Origin of the sequence: Corallococcus sp. AB049A (assembly GCF_003668885.1) — a bacterium.
GTDB lineage: Bacteria > Myxococcota > Myxococcia > Myxococcales > Myxococcaceae > Corallococcus > Corallococcus interemptor.
This window is the reverse complement of the sequence record NZ_RAWL01001173.1, coordinates 1-431: the sequence shown is the minus strand read 5'-3', so window position 1 is coordinate 431 and position 431 is coordinate 1. Positions and strand designations below refer to the sequence as shown.

The window sequence follows — 431 nt, the reverse complement described above, 5'->3', positions numbered from 1 at the left end:
ATTCGTTTCGGTGAAGACGCCCGTTCGCGCATGGTGCGCGGCGTCAACGTTCTCGCCAATGCCGTCAAGGCCACCCTGGGCCCGAAGGGCCGCAACGTCGTGCTGGAAAAGAGCTTCGGCGCGCCGACCATCACCAAGGACGGCGTCTCCGTCGCCAAGGAGATCGAACTGGCTGACAAGTTCGAGAACATGGGCGCGCAGATGGTGAAGGAAGTTGCTTCGCGCACCAACGACGATGCCGGCGACGGCACCACCACCGCCACCGTGCTGGCCCAGGCCCTGATCCGCGAAGGCGCCAAGGCCGTTGCCGCCGGCATGAACCCGATGGACCTCAAGCGCGGTATCGACAAGGCCGTCTCGGCCGCCGTCGCCGAGCTGAAGAACATCTCCAAGCCGACCGCCGACGACAAGGCGATCGCCCAGGTCGGTAC

Annotated in this window: 1 protein-coding gene; it reads left to right on the top strand. The window is 65.7% G+C overall.

What is annotated here, in order from left to right:
• A partial coding sequence (locus D7X55_RS41345) for a TCP-1/cpn60 chaperonin family protein (protein WP_304988938.1) occupies nucleotides 1–431 on the top strand: 431 nt, incomplete at both ends.